The sequence below is a fragment of the Desulfobacterales bacterium genome, from assembly GCA_034520365.1.
In the GTDB taxonomy this organism is placed as follows: domain Bacteria; phylum Desulfobacterota; class Desulfobacteria; order Desulfobacterales; family Desulfosalsimonadaceae; genus M55B175.
In genome coordinates this window covers 577395-598087 of record JAXHNP010000006.1, presented here as the reverse complement: position 1 = coordinate 598087, position 20693 = coordinate 577395, and the positions used below count along the sequence as shown (strand labels likewise).

The 20693-nt window shown below is 52.2% G+C and carries 16 protein-coding genes; 6 read left to right on the top strand and 10 right to left on the bottom strand.

The window, feature by feature from the left end:
- Positions 1-382: 382 nt before the first annotated feature.
- Positions 383-1039 carry a class I SAM-dependent methyltransferase gene (locus U5L07_10735; protein MDZ7832217.1) on the bottom strand — a complete coding sequence of 219 codons (657 nt, stop codon included), beginning with the start codon at positions 1037-1039 and terminating at the stop codon, positions 383-385.
- A 494-nt stretch (positions 1040-1533) separates the two neighbouring features.
- On the opposite strand from U5L07_10735, the gene U5L07_10730 reads away from it, so the two are divergent.
- From U5L07_10730 to U5L07_10720, 3 genes are read left to right on the top strand one after another with little or no spacing between them, the layout of a single operon-like run.
- On the top strand, positions 1534-1785 hold the full coding sequence (locus tag U5L07_10730; GenBank protein MDZ7832216.1) for a CopG family antitoxin: 252 nt from the start codon (positions 1534-1536) through the stop codon (positions 1783-1785).
- 25 nt (positions 1786-1810) lie between these two features.
- Entirely contained in the window at positions 1811-4114 is a 2304-nt protein-coding gene (locus tag U5L07_10725) for a tetratricopeptide repeat protein (GenBank protein MDZ7832215.1), read from the top strand.
- Between the two features lie 26 nt (positions 4115-4140).
- Complete coding sequence (locus U5L07_10720) at positions 4141-5289, top strand: hypothetical protein (protein MDZ7832214.1); 1149 nt, start codon at positions 4141-4143, stop codon at positions 5287-5289.
- Between the two features lie 575 nt (positions 5290-5864).
- Here the strand turns inward: U5L07_10720 and U5L07_10715 are convergent.
- From U5L07_10715 to U5L07_10680, 8 genes are all read right to left on the bottom strand, one after another.
- The gene (locus U5L07_10715) at positions 5865-6290 is read right to left on the bottom strand and encodes a HepT-like ribonuclease domain-containing protein (GenBank protein MDZ7832213.1); all 426 of its coding nucleotides are present in this window, start codon (positions 6288-6290) and stop codon (positions 5865-5867) included.
- Between the two features lie 6 nt (positions 6291-6296).
- Positions 6297-6731 carry a nucleotidyltransferase domain-containing protein gene (locus tag U5L07_10710; GenBank protein MDZ7832212.1) on the bottom strand — a complete coding sequence of 145 codons (435 nt, stop codon included), beginning with the start codon at positions 6729-6731 and terminating at the stop codon, positions 6297-6299.
- 158 nt (positions 6732-6889) lie between these two features.
- Positions 6890-9169, bottom strand: a complete 2280-nt coding sequence (topA, locus tag U5L07_10705) for a type I DNA topoisomerase (protein MDZ7832211.1) — start codon at positions 9167-9169, stop codon at positions 6890-6892.
- 84 nt (positions 9170-9253) lie between these two features.
- Positions 9254-10294, bottom strand: coding sequence for a DNA-processing protein DprA (gene dprA, locus U5L07_10700; protein MDZ7832210.1), 1041 nt, complete (start codon positions 10292-10294; stop codon positions 9254-9256).
- Positions 10295-10362: 68 nt separating this feature from the next.
- Positions 10363-11427: a protein translocase subunit SecF gene (gene secF, locus U5L07_10695; protein ID MDZ7832209.1), complete on the bottom strand. Its 1065-nt coding sequence runs from the start codon at positions 11425-11427 to the stop codon at positions 10363-10365.
- A 16-nt stretch (positions 11428-11443) separates the two neighbouring features.
- Complete coding sequence (secD, locus tag U5L07_10690) at positions 11444-13024, bottom strand: protein translocase subunit SecD (GenBank protein ID MDZ7832208.1); 1581 nt, start codon at positions 13022-13024, stop codon at positions 11444-11446.
- Between the two features lie 409 nt (positions 13025-13433).
- Positions 13434-13790: a preprotein translocase subunit YajC gene (yajC, locus tag U5L07_10685; protein ID MDZ7832207.1), complete on the bottom strand. Its 357-nt coding sequence runs from the start codon at positions 13788-13790 to the stop codon at positions 13434-13436.
- A gap of 336 nt (positions 13791-14126) precedes the next feature.
- Positions 14127-15587 carry an Rne/Rng family ribonuclease gene (locus U5L07_10680; GenBank protein MDZ7832206.1) on the bottom strand — a complete coding sequence of 487 codons (1461 nt, stop codon included), beginning with the start codon at positions 15585-15587 and terminating at the stop codon, positions 14127-14129.
- A 659-nt stretch (positions 15588-16246) separates the two neighbouring features.
- On the opposite strand from U5L07_10680, the gene leuS reads away from it, so the two are divergent.
- From leuS to U5L07_10665, 3 genes are all read left to right on the top strand, one after another.
- Positions 16247-18838, top strand: coding sequence for a leucine--tRNA ligase (leuS, locus tag U5L07_10675; protein ID MDZ7832205.1), 2592 nt, complete (start codon positions 16247-16249; stop codon positions 18836-18838).
- A gap of 152 nt (positions 18839-18990) precedes the next feature.
- Entirely contained in the window at positions 18991-19281 is a 291-nt protein-coding gene (locus tag U5L07_10670; protein ID MDZ7832204.1) for a GIY-YIG nuclease family protein, read from the top strand.
- Between the two features lie 525 nt (positions 19282-19806).
- Positions 19807-20319 carry an LptE family protein gene (locus U5L07_10665; protein ID MDZ7832203.1) on the top strand — a complete coding sequence of 171 codons (513 nt, stop codon included), beginning with the start codon at positions 19807-19809 and terminating at the stop codon, positions 20317-20319.
- On the opposite strand, the gene rpsT is transcribed toward U5L07_10665, so the two are convergent.
- Positions 20316-20585, bottom strand: a complete 270-nt coding sequence (gene rpsT / locus U5L07_10660) for a 30S ribosomal protein S20 (protein MDZ7832202.1) — start codon at positions 20583-20585, stop codon at positions 20316-20318. The genes U5L07_10665 and rpsT overlap by 4 nt on opposite strands.
- Positions 20586-20693: the final 108 nt, after the last annotated feature.

Here is a 20693-nt window from a genome sequence, read left to right as displayed (position 1 = left end):
TTGCTAATGTCATTCCGAGGAGCGACAGCGACGAGGAATCTTAAGATTCCTCGCTATCCGCTCGGAATGACAGCGGCCGAAGGTCGGCCACCGTGCCGACCCTTCAGGGTTTTGCCCCTGTCATTCCGAGGAGCAACAACCTTTGCTACTGTCATTCCGAGGAGCGACAGCGACGAGGAATCTTAAAATCCCTCGCTAACACTCAAGATTCCTCGCTATCCGCTCGGAATGACAGCGGCCGAGGGGGTCTTGTTTGATATTTGGAATTTGTTATTTGAGATTTGTTTGATATTTGGTGCTTGGAATTTGAGATTTGTTTATTATTTGAAATTTGAAATTTCTTAACTATTGACTGTGAACCGTGAACTGTGAACTGTGAACTTTACCTCGGCTTCTTTGCCAGCACCGACCAGTAAAGCTTCAAACCCAGCACCTTAAAATACTTGATCTCAGCTATCTGCAGCCCATGCTTTTTGAGATATTCAGGATAATTGTAGATGTTATGAAACGCGTTTCGGGTGATGAGAAAAAACAGGGTGACCGCAATATACCAGTACAAATGCTTAAATGCCCGGGCAAACACATTGCCCTCCGGAAACGCGAAATCCCCAACGACCACATAACCGCCCGGCTTTGCCAGACCTGAAAGATGCCCCACCACCTGATCCATCTGCTCCCGCTTGAACACATTGAGGAAAAAATTGGCAAATACATAATCGTATTGTTTATGATCCGGCGACACATTGAATATATCATCATGGAGGTATTGGACCGGATGGCTGAAGCGGCAAGCGTCAAGGGTGTTTTTGCATTTGTCTATCATGGTTTCGGAAAGGTCCACCACGGTCACCCGGGCGCCTTTTTCCGCGGCCTTTCTGGCTTCGCGGCCGCGCCCCACCCCGGCAAACAGGACCTCATCCTCAGGCTTCAGACGGTCCAGCATGGCCTCCTTGCAGCGGGGAATCTGCCAGCCGCTGTAGAGGCTGGCCAGCAGGTCATAGATATGGCCCATAATCCGGTAACGGTCTGCTGACGGCATGATTTGATCCTTTGGTTTGTTGAGAGTTATCCTTGTTTTAAGCGGATTTGTATCTTAATATGGGGAGGAAGTCAATTAAATCCCCCTTTGCAATAATAAAGGGGGACTTAAAGGATGCGGTCTTTTTTATAGGATGACAGCCGGGTATGGATACCCGGCCTGCAAGCTTTTTACGGCGGGCACGGTGGCCCGCCCTACACAGACTGTGCATGGAGCTTTTTACGGCGGGCACGGTGGCCCGCCCTACACAGGCTGTGCATGATGCCAAACCATCGTAGGGTCGGCCACCGCGCCGACCGAAACCCGAACGCTTTCGGCCATGTCATTCCGCGGAGCGACAACCTTTGCCACTGTCATTCCGAGGAGCGACAGCGACGAGGAATCTTAAGATTCCTCGCTGCCGCTCGGAATGACAGCAGCGGCAAATTGTCGCCCAGAATGACAGCCGGGTATGGATGCGCCCGGCCTCCTCGAGACCAAAAATGGAGAAACAAATGAAAAAGCAAGAATTACCTAAAACCGATTCCATAAGTGAACTGGCTCGTTTTTGGGATAAACACGACATAACTGATTTTGAAGATTTGCTTGAAGAAGTTACCGAATTTGTATTCATCCAAGGCCAAAACATTCATATCCATCTGGATCAAAATGAACTCGAATGCATAGAAAAATTGGCTCACCAAAAAGGCCTGAAAAAATACGACTTAATACGGCAATGGATTATTGAAAAGTTAAATGCCGCATAAATAAACTCTTTAAGGACCTTTTTAAATGAGTGCCCTTTTTCCTTTTAAAAATTCCAAACACCTGCTCAGCCTGCTCTCCTTCGGCTGCGTCCTGGTTTTGCTTATCGGCTGCTCCTCCCAGCCCGAGGACAAGCTCAAATACTATGAGCAGGCAAAAACCCTCTATGAAGAACAAAATTATACGGCCGCCAAGGAAGCCCTGCAAAAAGTCATTGAAATTGATCCCGAATTTGCCGGCGGATACGCCAATCTGGGCGAGGTTTACTTAAAGCTCGGCGAGGTGTCAAAGGCGGTTGAGGCGCTCTCAAAGGCCGTGGAACTCGCCCCGGAGCTCACCCAGGTGCAGCTAAAGCTTGCATTTCTTTCCATGCTGCAAAAGGACGTGGAACGGGCGGAACACCTGTTAAATAACGCGTTAAAAAACAAAAACGGCGATCTTTCAACCAAGTATATGCTGGCCCGGATCTACCAGATGCAAAACAATCTCCAGAAATCCGAGGAGATTTACAAGCAGATGCTGGAGCAAAACCCCCGCTCCGCCCAGGCCTATCTCTCGCTTGCCGGGCTTTTGATCAAGCAGGGCAAGCCGGAACAGGCGGAACAGTATCTTAAAACCGCGGCAGAAAAGCATCCGGATTCCATCAAAATTATTGTCGCCTTGTGCGGGTTCTATCTGCATAACCAGGAGTTCAAAAAAGCCGAAGATATGCTGCACCAGGCGATCCAGCACAATCCGGAAAGCTCCGAGGTCCACCTTTTGCTTGGCCGGGTCTATGCGCAGGCCAACCAGTGGGAGAAATCCGAGGATGCCTTTCTCCAGGCGGTTCAGGCCAATCCGCAGAGCCCCAGGCCCTATATTGAATCCGCGAATTATTATTCCGCGCGGAACCTGAGAAACAAAGCCCTGGCCATGTATCACAAGGCCCTTGAAATCCAGCCGCAGAATGCGGGCATTCAGCTCCAGATCGCCCGCTTTCATCTGGATAACAACAATTTTGACAAGGCCCGCGAATATATTAACCGCATCATCAGCCAGCACCCGGATTTTATTGATGCCAAAATCCTGAAAGCACGCCTCCTTCTGGCCGAAAACCAGGCGGATGGGGCAGAAGACTATTTGACATCGCTGATGGAAAAATATCCGGGTGTCTCGCACCTTTATTACCTCAAGGGCCTGGCCCACCTGCAGAATGAGGAGACGGAAAAAGCCAAAGTCTCATTTGGCAAGGTGAGCCGAAATGATGTCCAGTATGATGAGGCCAAGCTTCTGCTGGCCCGGCTCTATCTGCGGGAAAACAGCGTAAAACCCGCCAAAGAGGCCGTAAACGCCGTGCTCTCCGTCTCCCCGAACCACTACACCGCCCTCCGGATGATGGGCGAGATCTATCTGCGGGAAAACCAAATCCAGCAGGCCAAATCCTATTTTACCTCCCTGGTGAATATGGCGCCGGACAAACCCGAGGCATATTACCGGCTGGGCCTTATCCATCAGCAGGAAAAAAACCTTGATGCCGCCAAAGCCAATTTTGAAACCGCCCTGGCCAAGGACCCGGATAATATCGATGTATTCATTCACCTGATCTCCATTCTCCTTAAAACGGATCAGATTGAAACCGCCATTCAAAAATGCGACCTGCGCCTAAAAAAAATGGAAAACAGCCCCCGGGACCGGGCGGTGATATATAACCTGAAGGGCAAGCTCCAGCTGGCCAAAAACAATACCAGGCCGGCGGAAAAAGCCTTTAAAGCGGCAATTATCGAATACCCGAATTATCTGCCGGCCTACTATTCCCTGGCCCGGCTCTATTTATCCGAAAACCGGACCGAGGAAGCCATCAGGCAGTATCAGCAAGCCGTTGAAAAAGGCGGCCGCGATGATATACCGCACATGATGCTGGGGATCATTTTTGCGGCCCAGGATAAAACCGACATGGCGGAGCGCCATTACCGCAAGGCGCTTGAAAAAAACCCGGAATTTGTGCCGGCCGCCAACAACCTGGCCTATCTTTTGGCGGAAAATGAGAAAAATCTCAATGAGGCCATGCGGCTGGCGGAAAAAGCCAAACAAAAGCTGCCCGACGATCCGCGCATCCAGGACACCCTGGGCTGGGTCTACGTCAAAATGGGCCTCTATGACAATGCAATCCGCGAGTTGACCCAAAGCATTGAAAAACTGCCGGACAATCCGACAATTTACTATCATTTAGGCGTCGCCTATCACAAAAAGGGGGACACCCGACAAGCTGAAAACGCCTTGAAAACGGCCATCAAAATGGACCCGGACTTCGGTGAAGCTGAGCAGGCGCGCCGGATTCTTTCTACGCTATAGCAAAATTCCCGGTTTAAGGCGATTTAATGAAATATCTGTCATTTAAAATACTCCTTTTCTGCATTCTGATGCCGCCGGTGCTCTATCTGCTCTCAAGCCACTTTTTGCAGGGGTATTTGAGCCAATGGTATGAACGGGATATCAAAAATGTTTACCTCTCGGAAATAAACGATGTCTTAAACGGCATCACCCCGATCTCCGATGCTGTCCAGGAATCCATTGATCAGTACAAAAAGGAAAGCGTTTTTCCGGATCTTGGCGGCCGGCTTGAGGTCACGGTAAGAACCAACCAGGGAAATATTCTTTACCCCCCGGCCTATCAGAGCGCCACCATTGACAACCTCCCCACCGATCCGGTTAAACTGGCTGGGCAGAACTTTGAGATTTTAAACAACGGCCTAAACCTTGAGGTCACGGCATCAATCCCGCCCTATTCGCTTATTTCCGTCAGCCTGCTGCTTTTCTACATACTGATTTTTCTGGCCACGCTGTATACGTATTACCGCCGGGCCCTTAAATCCGACAGACGGGAGGAGGCCGAACGAGCCGAGGAGCTTAAGCGGCTTGCGGATCTTGAGCACTCCCACAAGGAGCGCGCCCAGTCGCTGGCGGATGAGCGGGAAGCGCTTTTATCCGAATATCAGGAGATCCAGAAATCCCTGGAATCGACCAAGCAAAAAGCGGAAAAAGAGGAAGAAGAGTTTTTTGAAGAAATTGAAAATCTGGAGGAAAGGCTGCAGGAAAACCTGGCCAGGCAAAATGAACAGGTAGAGGAGATCAACCAGTTAAAAGAAAAAATCGAGGAACTGGAAAAAGACCGCCAGGCCCAGAACCATCAGAAGGAGAAGGTGGCTGACAAGCTTGGCCGGCGCATTAAAGTGCTTTATAAAAACATTGATATTACGGATCGGGCTTTGGACGGGCTTTCGGATTTGGATGAGGATATAGGCTTGAAAGCCGAGGAGCTGATCCACCAGCTAAATGATGATCCGTCGCTTGTCAATATTAAGCGCAAAGTGTTCAGCAAAAAAGGCAAAGCCACGGTATTTGAGGTGATCTTCGCCTACCGGGGCCGGCTTTACTTCCGCAAAACCAGCCAGAACCGCGTGGAGGTGCTGGCCATCGGCACCAAAAAGACCCAGAATAAGGATCTGGCGTATCTGGATAGCCTTTAAGGCAGGCGCGGTGGCCTGCCCTACGCCGCCCGTACCGCCCCTCACCTCGTAGGGCCGGCCACCGTGCCGGCCTCATATAACGGTGTAGGGCGGATAAGCGACAGCGCATCCGCCAAGGGTGTAAGGTATAAGGTGTAAGATTCAGGGCTATTGTCATTCCGAGGAGCGGCAGCGACGAGGAATCTTGAATATGAGCCTTTAAGGCAGGCGCGGTGGCCTGCCCTACGCCGCCCGTACCGCCCCTCACCTCGTAGGGCCGGCCACCGTGCCGGCCTCATATAACGGTGTAGGGCGGATAAGCGACAGCGCATCCGCCAAGGGTGTAAGGTATAAGGTGTAAGATTCAGGGCTATTGTCATTCCGAGGAGCGGCAGCGACGAGGAATCTTGAACATGAGCCTTTTAGGCAGGCGCGGTGGCCTGCCCTACGCCGCCTGTGCCGCCGCCTCGCCTCGTAGGGCCGGCCACCGTGCCGGCCTCATATAACGGTGTAGGGCGGATAAGCGACAGCGCATCCGCCAAGGGTGTAAGGGTAAGGTTCAGGGCTGTTGTCATCCCAAGAAATGGCCGGCCCTATCAAAGGCTTTTTACAATTTCCTTAATTTCTTGGCAAAACCTGGGAAAATCATCTACCCCCTGCCGGAGATTTTCCAAAAAGGTTTCATCCTCCACCCGCCAATAATGATGGACAAGCATATTCCTGAAATGAATAAAGGGCACCAATCTATTCAGTAAATCCGGCGATATGATTTCTTTTTCACCGGCCTTTTTTATTATCTCGGAATAGCCGGTAATCGCTATAAAATATTTTTTGGCGAGGATATGTTGAAGGCAGCTGCCGATTGCCTCAGCATTTGTCAAAATCGCATATTTCAAGCCGTTCAATTTTAAAGTATCTGCAAGCAAATCTTGGTTGGACCTGTTTAAAGCCGTTTCGATAACAGCCGTTTGCCGCTCAATATCATTAAGATATTTCAAAAGCTTATCTTTATCGATGGCCATAACCGTTTATTCTTCTAATTGCTCCCGAAGCAATTCCTGCCTTCTATATAAAACTGCTTCATTTATTAAAAAAAAGGAAGAGACTTCTTCCAGCTTGTCCGATAAATAATCGGGGTTCTGATTTTTTATCAGCTGACCCTTTTTTAAAGCCTCGCCAAGAATAAGGGGATCGGTTTTTTCAAGATCCAGCAGTACCATATCTATATCATCTGATGATATGTGGATCTTTTCAGCTAAATTGGCGGAAATCTCATATATCAGGAAGATGTCATTTAATGCGTTTTTCTCGGGAAGGATCAGGATATCAATATCATTAAAAATGCCCGGCTCCAGTATTGAGCCGAAAATATATGCGGCGGCCACATTATCATTTTCAGCCATTTCCTGCTTAACGGCAGCGATAATATTTTCTTTATCTTTGTTTAAAAGTGGGGGGTTCATATTTTTATAGGTGCCCTACCCCTATGTTTTTGTCAAGGAGTCTGGAATATTATACAGCCTCATATTGGCGGATGCGCTGGCGCTTATCCACCCTACAGAGGGTAAGCCTTCCCTTACATAAACTAACACCTTACACCCTACACCCTAAACCTTACACCTTATTCCTTATACCCGCACGCCTCATTAATACATTTGAGCACGGTCCCTGCCTTTTTGGTGGTTTTTTCAACTAAGAACAGGGCGCCGCATCGGGGGCATGGTTTGGGGATGGGCTTGTCCCAGAGGGCATAGGTGCAGTCCGGGAAGCGGCTGCAGCCGTAAAATACTTTGCCGCGCTTGGATTTTCGCTCCACCAGTTCGCCGTCGCAGCCTTCCTGGGGGCATTTAACCCCGGTGGAGGGGGCGTTTTTGGCGCTGCCGTTGATGGAGCGGGTGTTTTTGCAATCCGGGTATCCGCTGCACGCCAGAAAATCGCCGTATTTGCCCTGTTTTACCACCATCTGGCGGCCGCACTTGTCGCAGACCTCGCCTTCGGCCGCCTCATGGTCGGGCTCGATGGGATGGATGTGGCCCTTTTCATCCCGGGTATAGTTCCGGGAATAGGTGCAGTCCGGATATCCTTCGCACGCCAGAAACGGACCGTTTTTGCCCACCTTGATGTAAAGGCGCTTGCCGCAGACCGGGCAGTTCAAATCCGTGGGCACGCCAACGCCCTTAACGCTCTGCATCTGCTCGGCCGCCTTGGTGACCCGGCTTTCAAACACCTGGTAAAACCGGTTTAACACATCAAAGGCCTCCACCTCGGCAGCCTCCACCCGGTCCAGGTCGTTTTCCATCTGGGCGGTAAAATCCACGTTAAAAATATCCGGAAAATTCTCCACCAACAGGTCGCTCACAATGCAGCCCAGTTCGCTGGGATGAAAGTAGCCTTTTTCAAGCGCCACATAGCCCTTGTCCTGGATATTTGATAAAATCGCCGCATAGGTGCTGGGCCGGCCGATGCCGTTTTCCTCAAGGGCCTTGACCAGCGACGCCTCGGAGTAGCGGGGCGGCGGGGTGGTAAAATGCTGTTTGGGCTCAATCTGCTTGACCGCAAGCTTCATGCCCTCGGCAAGCTCGGGCAGCTCGTTTTTCTCGCCGTTTCTGCCTTTGGCGTCCGATTCATCTTCGGCAGACTGGTAAAGCGCCAGGAACCCCGGAAACTTAATAGTTGAGCCGCTGGCGGTAAACAGGTAGCTGCCCGCATTGATATTGATGGTCTGCTGATCGATCAGTGCCTGGGCCATCTGGGAGGCCACAAACCGCTTCCAGATCAGCTTGTAGAGGGCGAGTTGATCCTTGGACAGATACGGGGCCACCTTTTCCGGGGTGTTGTATACCGATGTCGGCCGGATCGCCTCATGCGCATCCTGGGCCTTGTTTTTATTTCTAAAAAACCGGGGCTTGTCCAGGGCATAGTCACTGCCGAATGTCTGCCGGATATGATCCAGGGCCTCGTTTGCGGCTTCAGCGGAAATCCGGGTGGAGTCGGTCCGCATATAGGTGATCAGGCCCACGTATTCGCCCTGGCCCAGGTCCACGCCCTCATAGAGCTGCTGGGCCACGGTCATGGTTTTTTTGGCGGTAAACCGGAGCCTGCGGATGGCATCCTGCTGGAGTTTGCTGGTGATAAACGGCGGATAGGGGTTTCGCTTGACGGTTTTTTTGACAATCTTATCAACAATAAAATCCGCCTGCTTGATTTCATCTAAAACCGCGTTGGATTCCTGCTCATTGGAGATGGTAATTTTTTTGCCGCTTTTCTTTGACAGCTTGGCGGCAAACGGCGGGGGGTTGTCCCCTTCCAGGTGCGCGGTGATGGACCAGTATTCCACCGGCTCAAAGACCTGGATCTCGCGCTCGCGCTCGCAGATCATGCGCACGGCCACGGACTGCACCCGGCCGGCGGAAAGCCCGTATTTGACCTTTTTCCAGAGGATGGGCGAAATTTCATACCCCACCAGCCGGTCCAGGATCCGGCGGGTCTGCTGGGCTTTGTACTTGTTCTCGTTTAAGGATTCGGTTTTGGAAAGGGCTTCCTGCACCCCTTTTTTGGTGAGCTCGTGAAACAGCACCCGGTGAAATGTGGGGCCGTTTTTTCGCTTTAAGATATTGGCCGTGTGCCAGGCAATGGCCTCGCCTTCGCGGTCCGGGTCAGGGGCGAGATAGACCTCGTCCGAGTTTTCGGCCGCGGTCTTTAAGGCCTTGATCACTTTCTGCTTGCCCGGCACGGTCACGTACTTGGGCTGAAAGCGGTTTTCCACCTCAATGCCGAACTCCTTCTGCGGCAGGTCCTTTATATGCCCCACGGTGGAGGCCACCTTGTACTGATTGCCAAGGTATTTTTTAAGGGTCCGCTCCTTGGTCGGCGATTCAACGATAACCAGCGGTTTGCTCACGATGTGTACTCCATTAAAAATCCCCCTCGATCCCCCTTTTTCAAAGGGGGAAGGAAAAAGGAATGAATCATTATTATAGCTTCGCTAAACTGTTGCAAAATACTTACCCGGCGTCTGGGAGACCAGGCCTTTTATTTCAAGGGCCATCAGAATGCCGGAGAGCCGGCCGGCATCCATCTCAAGCCGCCGGGAGAGCTCATCAATATGTACGGGATAAGGCTCCAGCAGCTCATAGACCCGGCTTTCCGCTTCGGTTAAATTCTGTACCGGCTTAACGGTGTGGTCATTACCGCGATTCATATCAGATTTCAAGAAAAGAAAGGGAAATTCTTCAATAATGTCCTGGGCCGTCTCCACGAGCTTGGCCCCCTGCTTTAACAGATTATGCGCGCCCGTGCTGGTTTTGGAATTTATATTGCCCGGTACGGCGAATACCTCCCGGCTTTGCTCGCCGGAAAGCCTCGCTGTTATCAGCGAGCCGCTCCGGCTGGCCGCCTCAACCACCACGGTGCCCAGGCTCATGCCGGCGATAATCCGGTTTCTTTTGGGAAAATTATAGGCATTGGGCGCTTCATCAAGGGGAAATTCGGAGATAACGGCCCCGGATTCGCTGATCCGGGCGGCGAGCTGACGGTTCTCCCGGGGATAGATAACTGATAAGCCGCTGCCCAGCACCGCAATGGTCTCCCCATGAATGGAAAGCGCCCCTTCATGGGCGGCCGTGTCAATGCCGCGGGCCATGCCGCTGACCACGGTAAAACCGGCCTCTGCCAGCTCCGCAGACAGTTTTCTGGCCATTGATATGCCGTACCGGGTGGCCTTGCGCGAGCCCACCATGGCGATGCACTGCGTGCAGCTGCCCATCTGGCCCTTAACATAGAGATATGGCGGGGGATCCGGGGTCTCTTTGAGAAGCGGCGGGTATTCCTCATCTGAAAAGGTAATAACCCGGCAGCCGGACTTCTGGATAAGGGAGAGCTCCCGGCTGACCGCTGCCGCGGGCGGGCCGGAGAGGATATCGCCTGCCAGGCGGCCGGATACGCCGTCCACCGCCATAAGCTCCTGTTTGGACGCCTGAAACACCCGGCCGGGCGTTTCAAACCGGTCCAGCAGGTTTTTATACAAATAGTCCCCGACACCTGGGATATATTTTAATGCCACCCAATGACGGAGGTTTTGCATAAGAGAAAGGTTTATGCCTGCCCCATGGCCTCGGCCGCGCCTTTGCCCGGTGCCTCCTGGAGCACGAGCAGGGTCGGACTGGAGACATAGATGGAGGAATAAGTCCCCACAACCACGCCGATGATCATGGCCAGGGCAAAATCATGGATAATCGCCCCGCCCAGCAGAAACAGGCAGATCAGCACGATCAGCGTGGTGACAGAGGTCATGATGGTGCGGCTTAAGGTCTCATTGATGCTCTGGTTGATCACGGTCTCCAGGGGCTTTCTGGCGTGTTTATTGATATTTTCACGGATGCGGTCGAAGACCACAATGGTGTCATTCAAGGAATAGCCGATGATGGTCAGCAACGCCGCCACGATGGGCAGCGAAAATTCAATGCCAGCCACGGAAAAAACCCCGATGGTGATGAACACATCGTGCATGAGCGCAACAATCGCGCCCATGGCAAATTTAAGCCGCAGCTGCCAGAACATGATTAAGGCCACCGCCAGGGCCACCACAATCAACAGCGGAATGCTTACGCCGAACAGGGAAAACAAATAGACCGCGCCGATAAGCGCCGCCGCCATCACCCCGCTTAACACCCATTTAAGCTCAAATCGGCCGGATATATAAATGGTGATAAACAGCAGGGCATAAAATAAGGCCAGCAGGGCTTTTTCCCGAAGATCTGCGCCCACCTGGGGGCCGACCATTTCCACCCGTTCCACCACCACATCCATGCCGGTGGCATCAGCCACAGCAGAGCGGACTTCTTCGGAAAACCCCTCGCCTGTAATTAATGACTGGTCCGTGCGGATCAGATACTCGCCTTTGGCCTCCGCACCGAATCGCTGCACCGTGGCATCGCCCATGCCCACGGCATCCAGGCCGGCCCGGATATCCGATATCCGGGTCTCCTCCGTGCATTGAATCTGTACGATGGTGCCGCCGGCAAAATCAATCCCGTACTTGGGGCCGCCATGATAAATCAAGGATACAAGGCTTAAAAGAATCAGAATGGCGGAAAACCCATAGGCCATCTGCCGCCTGCCGATGAAGTCGATTTTTGTGCCGGGCTTTATAATTTCCATGAATGAATCCTTCGAATTAAATACTCAGGCTCCGAACCCGCCTGGTGGTATAAATATAGTCAAAAATCAGCCGTGAAATAATCAGGGCGGTAAACAGGCTGGCCAAAACCCCCAGGCTCAGGGTAACAGCAAAGCCCTTGACCGGCCCGGTGCCGAACTGAAAGAGCACGAGTGCCGCAATCAGGGTGGTGACATTAGCATCCAACACGGTCAGGCCCGCCCGATCGAATCCGGCGGCAATGGAGGCGCCGGGTGTTTTGCCCAGCCGCATTTCCTCGCGGATGCGCTCGAATATGATCACGTTGGCATCCACCGCCATACCGATGGTCAGAATAATCCCCGCGATACCGGGAAGGGTCAGGGTGGCGCCGAACGCGGCCAATCCGCCGGCAATCAGCAGGATATTTAAAATCAGGGCAAAATCGGCGATTAAGCCGGCTCCCTTGTAATAGATCACCATAAAAAGAACAACCAGGATGCCGCCCGCGATCATGGAGAGAAGGCCCGCGCGGATGGAGTCATGCCCAAGGCTGGGCCCCACGGTGCGCTCCTCGATGATCTTTACAGGCGCCGGAAGGGCGCCGGCCCGCAGCACAATCGCCAGGTCATGGGCCTCCTGGGTGGTAAAGTTGCCGGTGATCCGGGCCGTGCCGCCCGGTATCCGCTCCTGGATGACCGGTGCGGAATAGACCTTATCATCGAGCACAATGGCCAGCCGCCGCTTGACGTTCTCCCCGGTGATACGCTCAAAAGTCCGGGCGCCCTTGCGATCGAATTCAATGGAGACAAAGGGCTCGTTGAACTGCTGATCGATCTGAACCCGGGCATCGGTCAAATGGGCGCCGGTCAAAAGGGTCTGTTCTTTTACAAGATACGGCTGCGGCTTGGCGTCGACTGGGCTCTGGCTGGCTGTCTCCGCCTGGTAGAGGATCTCGCTTCCCGGCGGCACGTTGCCGTTTAAGGCGGCCCCCAGGTCATGTTCCTCATCCAGGAGCTTAAACTCAAGCTGCGCGGTCTTGCCGATCAACTCCTTGGCCCGCGCGGTATCCTTGATACCCGGCAGCTGAACCAGAATCCGGCGCTGGCCCTGGATTCGGATATCCGGCTCACTGACGCCGAACTCGTCAATGCGGTTTCGGATGGTTTCAAGGGCCTGCTCCGTGGCCTGCTTCTTGATCTCCTGCACCCATTCGTCTGTCAGCCCGATTTTAACCTCAAGACCGGCTTCCACCGGAGAGGTGGATTTTACTTCAACATCCGCATACTCGTTGCTTAAAATCTTGCGAATACCCTCAATTTCATCCCGGTCCATGATGGTCACCGAAAGCCCGGTCTCGCCCGCCGGCTTGATGCCCTGGTGCCGAATCCGCTCCTTGCGCAGCAAAGAGCGCAGCTCCTCACGGATGCGGTCCACGGTGCTTTCCACCGCCTTTTCCGTCTCAACCTCAAGCACCAGGTGCATGCCGCCCTTTAGGTCAAGGCCCAGGTTAATCTGTCTATGCGGCCACCAGCCGGGTTTGAATGTGGGGGCCACCAATACGGCGGCGATTATCAGAACCCCGAAAACAATCAGCAATCGCCAGGAAACATTTTTCAAACCGGATTCCTCTTGTAATATTAAAATAAGGTTTTAGGTGTTAGGTTTTTAGGTATTAGGCTTCAACTATAAGGCAATGCCATTAACCCGAGAGATCGGCCTGTTGGTCATTTCGAGCGCCAGCGAGAAATCTTTCTTTCAAGATTCCTCGTCGCTGTCGCTCCTCGGAATGACAGGGCGCCAAGTTGATATTAATGATATTGAGATGTAAGAGTCCAAAAAATAAATCCTTATTATATTATCTCAATGCTCAGTGCCTCAGATCTCAATGCCTTTTAGCAGGTTAAATTTTACAAATCAAGTTCAGTTGGTCGGCCCGGTGGCCGACCCTACAAAATTCCGGCATAATTGCCGTAGGGCAGGCCACTGTGCCTGCCGAAAAATCATATGGAACAAATTTTTGCCTTGCTTATTCCTCTTTTTTGGCCTGTGGGGCTTCCTGGGCGAGCGAGGCCACGCTGCCGCGGGTGATCTTGATGCGGACCTTCTCCGCGATCTCCACCGTTGCGTTTTGATCATCAATGTTGGTGATCCGGCCGTAGACGCCGCCGCTGGTAATTATCCGGTCGCCCTTTTTCAGGTTATTAACCATTTCCTGATGCGCCTTGGCCTTTTTCTGCTGGGGCCGGATCAAAAGAAAATAAAAAATCACGAACATCAGGATGATCGGCACCAGCGCGGCAAAACCGCCGCCCTGAGCGCCTTCGGCACCTGCACCGCCCTGCCCCATGGCATGGGCCAGGCCTATGAAATCAAAATCAAACATTTCTCCTCCTTAGATTCCAAGGAACTCAATAATATATTTCGTTATTCCCGATCATTTCGCCATTGTCATTCCGAGGAACGATAGTGCCGAGGAATCTTATTTAAAGATTTCTCGCTAACGCTCGAAATGACAGTATGGATAGATTTTGAGCACCTTTTTTAGTTGCTTTCTGCAGAAACTCTGTCTCGGCGCAATAAACCGCTCTTTAAAAGAACATCAAAAGAATCTCGAATAAGTTTTATGCAAACCCGAAATCAATGTAGGGGAAGGCTTCAGCCTTCCTGCTGTTTTTCCTAATACCTAATACCCAATACCTAACACCCAATTAACACCCAATCACTCCCACTCAATCCGGCTGTCGCCGGGGACCATGGTTTTATCCGCCCCTATGGTGATGTTAATATCCCGCCGCATTTCAAGGTCCAGAATCTCTTTCTTTTTCCGGTTGAGCAGGTAGTTGGCCACTTCCGGGGGAACATATCCTTTGGCATTGGTGATCTCTGTCTTAAGCGTCTCCAGCCGAAGGCGGCGCAGAAAACTGAGCCCCAGGGATTCCACGGACTGAATCACGCCGCGTCCCTGACAATGCGGACAGCGCTCAAAATTAATAAACCGGATGGAGGGCCGGATTCGCTGCCGGGACATCTCCATCAGGCCGAAGCGGGTGATCCGGCCCACCTTGTTGCGCGCCTTGTCCTCCTTAAGCTGGGCCTTCATCTGCTGCTCGACTTTTTGCTTATTCTTCTGCTCCCGCATGTCAATAAAGTCAATAACAATCAAACCGCCAAAATCCCGAAGCCGCAGCTGCCGGGCGATCTCTTCCGCAGCCTCCATGTTGGTAGCCAGGGCGGTCTCCTCAATGGAGCGCTTCTGGGTGGCTTTGCCGGAATTGACATCAATGGAGACCAGGGCCTCGGTCTGCTCAATCACGATGGTGCCGCCGGATTTTAAGCGGACCCGGTTTTCAAAAATCGAGGTGATCTGGTCTTCCAGCTGATGCTTGGTAAAAATCGGCTTATCCGCGGTGTAGCGCTTGACGATTTTCTTGTGCTGCGGTGAGACCATGTTGATGAAGTCCCGGATTTCATTATATACGGTTTCATCATCCACCAGAATTTCCGTGACTTCCGAGGTAAAATAATCCCGGATGGCCCGCTGTACCAGGGTCCGGTCCTTGTAGAGAAGCGCCGGCGGATCGGCATTCACCGCCTGCTTGTTGATGTTTTTCCAAAGGCGCATGAGATAGCGGCAATCATTATCAATCGCCGTCTTGGTGCAGTTCTGGCCGGCGGTGCGGATAATAATGCCGTACTCGTCCGGGATCTTCAGCTTGGCCACTATTTCCTTTAAGCGCTTGCGCTCCGCCTCGTCGCTGATTTTTCTTGAAACCCCGCGGTTTTTGGTGCCCGGCATTAAAACCGTATGCCGGCCGGGCAGAGAAATAAAGGTGGTGAGCATGGCCCCTTTATGCATGAACGGATCATTGGTGACCTGCACCAGCATCTCCTGGCCGCTTTGGACAATATTTTTAAGGGACTGATTCCCGGATGGATCATCCTTATAATAGTCCGGATGGATCTCCTGCTTCTGCAGGAAGCCGTGCTTTTCTGCGCCGTAATCCACGAATACGGCCTGCAGGCTCGGCTCCACCCGGGCCACCACCCCCTTATAGATATTGCCCTGGGTGATTTCGCGGGCGGTGGTTTCAATATGAAACTCCTCCAGCCGGTTACTTTTTACTTTGGCGATCCGGCATTCTTCCGGATCCACCGCATTGACAAGTATTTTAGCACTCATTGGATAAAATAATGACCTCCTGTGTTTGAATGCTTACCTTCATATGAAATAAGGCCAAACAAGTCAAATAATTTCTAATTTAAGCAGGTTGCAGGCTTGTTTTGGACTGCAAAGCACGGTAAATTTGTTCTGTCTTTTTTTAGGCAGGCACGGTGGCCTGCCCTACGGCGACATGCGTCGTAGAGTCGGCCACCGTGCCGACTGTCTGTCCGTTAACAGGACCGTGGTTATGGACTTTGCGGTTAGAACAAATTAGCCATGGACTGCAAAGCCATCCGTCTTGATATTTCAATTGCTTTATGGCATGAAACCAAATGGCACCTAAATTGAGTGTTCCAAATTTTTAAAATTTTTGCATTCTTTTAAGAGAGTTGACACGGCCAATCCTTATAAAAACTGACTTGGCTGATGTATATAAAAATGGCCCATTCCTTTAAGTCCCCCTTTTGAAAGGGGGATTTAGGGGGATTTAAAAGAAGTTTCAACCTTTTTCAAATTTAAATCCCCCCAATCCCCCCTTTTTCAAAGGGGGGCTGAGGCAGGCGCCTTTTTCAAAGGGGGGCTGAGGCAATTTGACAAGGCCGGCAATATCGGGATACTGAACCGTCAACCTTAAACCCTGAACCCTAAACCCTAAACCTTTAACCAAGAGTCAACCCATGGAAACACGATACGATCCGAAACAAATAGAGCCGAAATGGCAGTCTGTCTGGGATGATAACAAACAGTTCAAGGCCCGCGAAGACCCGTCCCGGGAAAAATATTATCTGCTGGAGATGTTTCCCTACCCCTCCGGCAAAATCCATATGGGCCACGTCCGAAACTACACCATCGGCGATGTCATCGCCCGGTACAAGCGCATGCGCGGGTTTAACGTGCTCCACCCCATGGGCTGGGATGCCTTCGGCATGCCGGCGGAAAACGCGGCCATCGCCAACAACACCCACCCGGCGAAATGGACCTATGCCAACATCGACGCCATGCGCGAGCAGTTAAAGCGCCTGGGATACAGCTATGACTGGGACCGGGAGATCGCCACCTGTGCGCCGCAATATTACAAATGGGAGCAGTGGCTGTTTCTCAAAATGTTTGAAAATGGGATGGCCTATCAGGGCGAATCCCATGTCAACTGGTGCGAAACCTGCCAGACCGTACTTGCCAATGAGCAGGTGGAAGCCGGCGAATGCTGGCGCTGCGGCAAGCCCGTGCGGCAGAAGAAGCTCACCCAGTGGTTTTTTAAAATCACCGACTATGCCGAGGATCTGCTGCAATACTGCGACAAGCTGCCCGGCTGGCCGGAAAAAGTGACCACCATGCAGAGAAACTGGATCGGCAAAAGTGTCGGTGCGGAAATCCGGTTTGCGGTCGAAGATTCAGATGAATCAATCGATGTGTTTACCACCCGGCCGGACACGATTTTCGGTGCTACGTTCATGTGCCTGGCCCCGGAGCATCCGCTGGTCAAACCCCTGTCCCGGGGAACCGGCCGAGAAGAAGAGGTGGATTCGTTTGTCGAGCGCATGGCGCTTCAAAGCCGCTCTGACCGGCTGCTTGAAAACTATGAAAAGGAGGGCTTGTTTATCGGCGCCTGGTGCAAAAACCCCATGACCGGCCGGCGCATGCCCGTCTATATCGCCAACTTTGCCTTAATGGAATACGGCACAGGGGCGGTTATGTCTGTTCCCGCCCATGACCAGCGCGATTTTGATTTTGCCCAAAAATACGACTTAGAGATCGTGCCGGTTATCTGCCCCAGGGATACGCCGGTTGAACAGGTGGCGCAGACCGAAGCCTATGCGGACGAAGGCCTGCTGGTCAACTCCGGCGACTTTACCGGTATGGAGAGCGGTGCAGCCAAGGATGCCATTACCGACTACTTTGAAAAGCATAGCATCGGAAAAAAAGCGATCTCCTATCGGATACGGGACTGGGGCATCTCCCGGCAGCGATACTGGGGCGCGCCCATTCCGATCATCCACTGCGACGCCTGTGGCGCGGTGCCGGTATCAGAGGCGGATCTGCCGGTGGTCCTTCCCGAAGACGTGGATCTGCTTGAAGGCGGCGGATCGCCCCTTGCCACCACGGATTCCTTTGTCAACACCACCTGCCCCAGGTGCGGGGCGCCGGCCCGGCGCGAGACCGATACCATGGATACGTTTGTGGAGTCCTCCTGGTATTTTGAGCGCTACTGCAGCCCGCATCATGACGCAGGCATGTTCGACCCTGAAGCGGTGGGCTACTGGATGCCGGTGGATCAGTACATCGGCGGGGTGGAGCATGCGGTGATGCACCTGCTCTACTCCCGCTATTTTACCCGGGTGTTAAAAGACATGAGGCTGGTGGATTTCAAGGAGCCCTTCACCCGGCTTCTGACCCAGGGCATGGTCTGCAAGGAGACCGTAAAATGCCCGGAGCACGGGTTTCTCTATCCGGAGGAGACCGATTTCCGGAATGATCAGCCCTATTGCCGGATGTGCGGGAGCCTGGCCGAAGTGGGCCGGGTGGAGAAGATGTCCAAATCCAAAAAAAACGTGATCGACCCCAATGTGCTGCTGGAAGAATACGGCGCGGACACGGTGCGGCTCTTCTGCCTGTTTGCCGCCCCGCCGGAGCGGAGCCTTGAGTGGAGCGAGCAGGGGGTTGAAGGCGGATTCCGGTTTTTAAACCGGGTCTGGCGGCTGATTAAGGATCTTCAGGCCGATATTGAAACAGTCAAGCCGTTTGACGGCGATTTGGCGGATTTGGATCAGGCATCCAAAAAACTTTTCGCCAAAACCCACCAGACCATTCAAAAGGTCACCACGGACATCGAGGAGCGGTTTCACTTCAACACCGCGATCAGTGCGGTGATGGAGCTGGTAAACGCCATGTACACGGCTGACCTGGATCTGAAGAAGGAACAGGCCGCCGGCGTCATGCGGCATGCGGTGGAAACGGTGGTGCTTTTGCTGGCGCCTGTGGTGCCGCATATCACGGAAGAGCTCTGGGCGGCCATGGGTTATGCGCCCGGCACCCTGTCTGCCGCCTGGTGGCCGGAGTTTCGCGAGGATGCCCTGGTATCAGACACCAAGCAGATGGTGGTTCAGGTAAACGGCAAGCTCCGGGGCCGGTTTGAAATCGCCGCGGATGCCGATGAGGAGGCTATCAAGGAGCACGCCCTGGCCGATGAAAACGTCCGGCGCTTCACCGAAGGCAAAGACATCAAAAAGATTATCGTGGTTAAGGATAAGCTGGTGAATGTGGTGGTATGACCGCCGCAGCGGCACTTTTTCATGACATAACGCCCTGATTCGTACTCGTAATCGTACTCGTACTCGGATATGATTATCGCCGGCTGTTTATCACTTTTTATCTCCGCCAATAACTAAACGCTCTGTCATTTCGAGCGACAGCGAGAAATCTTTTGAACGAAAAACAGTTTTATGTTTACATACTCACCAACTGGAACAATAGGGTCATGTACACAGGCATAACCAGCGATTTGAAAAAACGCATTTATCAGCACCAAAACAAATCAGCCGATGGCTTTACCCAAAAATATAATGTTTTCAAACTGGTCTATTTTGAAACGGTAAAAGAGGTAAGATCTGCGATTGCCAGGGAAAAGGAAATAAAGGGGTGGCGAAGAAGCAAAAAGGATCAACTGGTGAGCCAAACGAATCCGGAATGGAAGGATTTGAGCTTTGAATTATAGAAGATTCCTCGGCGCTCACGCGCCTCGGAATGACATAGCGGAAAACTTGTGCCGCGCCTCGGAATGACATAGGGAAAACTTATGCCACGTCTTGGAATGACATAGCGGGAAACTTGTGCCACGCCTCGATAATGACATAGGGAAAACTTATGCCACGCCTTGGAATGACAGGGCGGAAAGATTGAGGCATAGGAAATTACAAAGCGGCAGCCTGACGGCTTATGGAATGGCAATACACAATGCCCTATACTACGGCAATGAATTACGGGGAATCATTATTGCCGGCCGTTTATCACTTTTTATCTCCGCCAATAACTAAACGCTCTGTCATTTCGAGCGACAGCGAGAAATCTTTTTTTCAAGATTCCTCGGCGCTCACGCGCCTCGGAATGACATAGCGGAAAACTTGTGCCGCGCCTCGAATGACATAGCGGAAAGATGAAATCAACGCGATGATCAGATATAGAGCAAAAACTATTAAACTGGTTACCAAAACAACCCGAATAAAATAAGCTTATAACATTTATGCTGCCCCGAATAATACTTATTGCCCTTTCTTCAGCTTTACTGCTGACAGCCGCCTGCGGCTATCACTTTTCCGGCGGGGGGGATCTGCCGGAAGGCATAAAGACGGTAAGCATCGGTATATTCGAGAACAGAAGCGGGGAGACGGGCATTGAAACCCTGTTGACCAATGACCTGGTCAACCAGTTCACCCGGTTTAAAAATATCCGGATTGTTGACAGAAGCGAGGCGGAAGCGCTTTTAACCGGCACCATCAAAAATGCCAGAATCCGCACCATTGCCCATAAAAGCCCCACGCAGGCGGCGGAGCGGCGCATCACGCTGTTTCTGGATGTGGAGCTGCGGGATCCCGGGGGCAAAAAAATCTGGTCCGCCAACGATATTTCCGCCAGCGACGCCTATGAAGTCGCCCCCGAGAAATGGCGGACCGAACAAAATAAAAAATCCGCTATTGCCGTTCTTTCCGAACGTGTGGCAGAGCGGATTTATTACCGGTTAACGGATCGGTTTTAAGCGGCGGAGAGCTGATTAATGCGCCGGGCCAGCCGGGATTTTCTGCGGGCGGCGGTTTTCTTATGAATGACCCCTTTTTTCGCGGCCTTATCAATCACGGATTTCGTGCGGTTCAATTCATTGGCCAGGGCCTCGATGTCCCCGCTTTTTTCCGCGCTCGCGAGTTTTTTGGTAGCGGTTTTCATCCGGGTTTTGACCGCCCGGTTCTGCAGCCGACGGTTTTCATTCTGCCGAATCCGCTTGATCGCTGACTTATGATGTGCCAATAGTATCACTCCTTTTTGATTTTTTTCGATAGAGATAAATTGGACAGATACCCGATTCCATGGATCATGTCAATAAAAATTGTAAAAATTGTGTAGCGCCCACGGTAA